Source organism: Tabrizicola sp. (genome assembly GCF_031377265.1).
Classification (GTDB): Bacteria; Pseudomonadota; Alphaproteobacteria; order Rhodobacterales; family Rhodobacteraceae; genus JAUYQR01.
Genome location: NZ_JANMET010000333.1, coordinates 1 through 3,272 on the forward strand (window position 1 = coordinate 1; position 3,272 = coordinate 3,272).

The window sequence follows — 3,272 nt, forward strand, 5'->3', positions numbered from 1 at the left end:
TTGCCTGGAGGCGCAAGCCGGAGGGCAAGGGGGGTGCAGCAGTCCCGAACGCTTGGAAATCGGGGCGCGGCTGCCTGCCCCTTGGCGGGCGCGGCCCGATTTGTCGACGGACAAATCGGGTAAGAAAGAACGTGTCACCCCCTCGCCAAATCCTCGAACAACCGCGCCACCCCTTCCGCGCCCGGATCATTGTGGCCTTTGAGTTTGTCAGCGGCGAGGTAGGTGGCCCTTCCCGCCTTGGCGCGGGTCATTTCGGCGGTGGCGTTGGCACCCTTGCGCGCCGCTGTTGCGGCTGCTGCCACACCTGAGGGTAGGGCGGCCAGCGCGGGGGCGAGGGCGTCGATCATGGTGCGGTGGCCGGGGGCGGCGCCGCCGACTTGCATCACGCGGTCGAGGCCTGCGGAGAGGGCGCCTATCCAGCTTTTGCCGCTGGCGCTTGCGTCGCCTGCGGCGGCGAAGAAGATGGCGAGGAGGACGCCGGAGGAGCCGCCCATGGTCTGGCTAAGCTCCACCCCGATGGCGCGGTAAAGCTGCGTCGGGTCCGCCAGTGGCAGGCGGTCCAGCGCTGCATGCAGGGCGCGCGCGGCCCCGGCGAGGGTGGAGCCGGTGTCGCCGTCGCCGGACTTGGCGTCGAGCAGGTTCAGCTCCGCCTCAACCGCGATCAGCGCCTTGCAGCAGCGGTCCAGCAGCGCGCGGCGGGCTGGGTGGGCGGAGGGCACGGCTTCGATCGGGGCGAGGCCATCGGGCAGCGGCTTGACCATGACCGCGCCCAAGGGCGACAGGCCGGGCCAGGCGTGGGGGGCGACGGGGGCGGCGAGCGAGGTGACTTGCGCATGGCCGACCGGCAAGAGCGAGACGGAGAAGCCGTGCATGTCGAGCGAGGTCATCATCGCGGCGGGGCCAATCATCCATTTGACGCGCGCCCCGAGCGGGGAGCGGGCGAGTTCATCGGTGAGGATGGACATCTCCAACGGCGTGGTGCCGCCGAGGTTGTTGAGGAGCGCCACGTGATCGCCAGCGCCCATGTGGGGGGCCAGCTTTTCGGCGACCATGGCCATCGCGCTGCGGGCGCCGGTGAAATCGACCTGCTCGATCCCGGCCTCGCCGTGGATGCCGAGGCCCAGTTCGGCCTTGCCGGCGGCGATGCGGTCTTCCTTGGGGCTGCCGGGAACGGTGCAGGTGTCAAGCGACATGCCGATGGAGATCGCGCCCTTGATCGTGGCGGTGGCGGCGGCGGTGATGGTGTCGAGATCGGTGCCGGATTCGGCCATAGCCCCGGCGATCTTGTGGACGAAAAGGGTGCCGGCAACGCCGCGCGCCTGCGGCAGGTCGGGCAAAGCGATGTCGTCATCGACGATGACCATGGAGACCTTGAGGCCAAAGGCGCGGGCGCGTTCGGCGGCGAGGCCGAAATTGAGGCGGTCGCCGGTGTAGTTTTTCACGATGAGCAGGCAGCCGGGTTTGCCGGTGACGGCGAGGATGCCCGCAAGCACGGCATCGACGGACGGTGAGGCGAAGACATCGCCGCAGACCGCCGCCGTCAGCATGCCTTGCCCGACGAAGCCCGCGTGCGAGGGTTCGTGGCCTGACCCGCCACCGGAGACGAGCGCCACTTTGCTGCGGTCCCAATCGGTGCGGGTGACGACCTTGATATGCGGGTAACCGTCAAGCCGGGCCAATTTGCCGCCCGAGGTGCGCAACAGGCCGTCAATCGCCTCCGTCACCAGAGCGTCTTTGGAATTCATGAACTGTTTCATGGGGCTGGTCCTCAGATGCGGTTGCCGCTGGCATCAAACCAGAGCGGGTTTTGGGGCTGGATGGCCAGAGTTTCGCCTGCGCGCAGGGGGGTGTGGGCGTCGGACAGGGTGATCAGGTCGTGCGGGCCAAGGGCCAGGTGCAGGCGGGTCTGATCGCCGAGGTGTTCAACGCGGCGCACGGTGGCGGGCTGGCCTTGGCCTTGGGTGATATGCTCAGGGCGCAGGCCGATCTGGGTGGCCCCGGCAGGGGCGTTGCCAAAGGCGCTGGCGGGCAAAAGGTTGATGCGCGGCTGGCCAAGGCGGGAGGCGACATAGGCGGAGACCGGGTTTTCATAAATCTCGCGCGGGGAGCCGTATTGCACGAGACGACCCTGGTCCAGCACGCCGACATGGGTGGCCATGGTCATCGCTTCGATCTGGTCATGGGTGACATAAAGGAAGGTGGCGCCCAGTTCGGCGTGGATGCGTTTCAGCTCGATCCGCAGGTCGGCGCGGAGTTTGGCGTCGAGGGAGGAGAGCGGTTCATCCATCAGGTAGATGCGGGGCTGGCGCACCAGAGCGCGGCCGATGGAGACGCGCTGCATCTCGCCGCCCGACAGGTTGGTGGCCTTGTTGTCGAGCTTGTGGGCGATGCGCAGGACCTCGGCCACCTGCTGCACCAGTTTGGCGATCTCGGCCTCGGGCATCGCGATGATCGGCGAGCGGAGGGGGAAGGCGAGGTTGTCGCGCACAGTGAGGTGGGGGTAGAGCGAGTATTGCTGGAACACCATCGCCACGTCGCGCTGGGCGGGGGTGTCCTTGACGACTGAGGCGCCACCGACGCGGATGTCGCCCGTGTCGGGCCGGTCAAGGCCCGCGATCAGGCGCAGGGTGGTGGTCTTGCCAGCCCCGGTGGGGCCGAGGAGGACGACGAAGGCACCATCGGGGATGGTCAGGCTGACGTCGTTCAGCGCCTTGGTGGCCCCGTAGGATTTCGTCAGACCGGAAAGGATGACCTCAGCCATGATGGACCCCCGCGTTGGCGGCGGTGCGCAAGGCCCGGCCGGTTGTGTCGTCAAACAGCGCAAGGGTGCGGGCGTTCAGGGTGAGGCCGACAGTGTCACCAACTTTGGTGATCTGGCTGGCCGAGGTGCGGGCCTTGATCTGGCCATGCGGGGTGGACAGTGTGACGATCTGGGTGGTGCCCAGATATTCCGTCGCCTCTACCCGGCCGCGGTAGGGGCTGGCATCGGTCAGCGCCACATGTTCGGGGCGCACCCCAAGGACAAGCTTGCCAGAGATGGCCTCTTGCACCTGCGGCAGGGCCATGTCGATTTCACCCAGCCGCACCGAACTGGCCCCCGCGGCAACCGCGCCGTCAAAGCGCAGGAAGTTCATCGACGGGCTGCCGATGAAATCGGCGACAAACAGTGTGGCGGGATGGTCGTAGATGTCTTGCGGGGTGCCGAACTGTTCGACAACGCCGTGGTTCATCACCACGATCTTGTCGCCCATCTGCATCGCCTCCAGCTGGTC

The 3,272-nt window shown here is 67.5% G+C and carries 3 protein-coding genes; all 3 read right to left on the reverse strand.

The genetic code is table 11. The features are described 5' to 3' along the window. Positions 1-134 precede the first annotated feature (134 nt). Positions 135-1,757: a dihydroxyacetone kinase subunit DhaK gene (locus RMO18_RS17885; RefSeq protein ID WP_309667745.1), complete on the reverse strand. Its 1,623-nt coding sequence runs from the start codon at positions 1,755-1,757 to the stop codon at positions 135-137. 11 nt (positions 1,758-1,768) lie between these two features. Then, entirely contained in the window at positions 1,769-2,761 is a 993-nt protein-coding gene (locus RMO18_RS17890; protein WP_309667746.1) for an ABC transporter ATP-binding protein, read from the reverse strand. After that, positions 2,754-3,272: TOBE domain-containing protein (locus RMO18_RS17895; RefSeq protein ID WP_309667748.1), on the reverse strand; the 519-nt coding region annotated here is incomplete at its 5' end. The genes RMO18_RS17895 and RMO18_RS17890, both read right to left, overlap by 8 nt.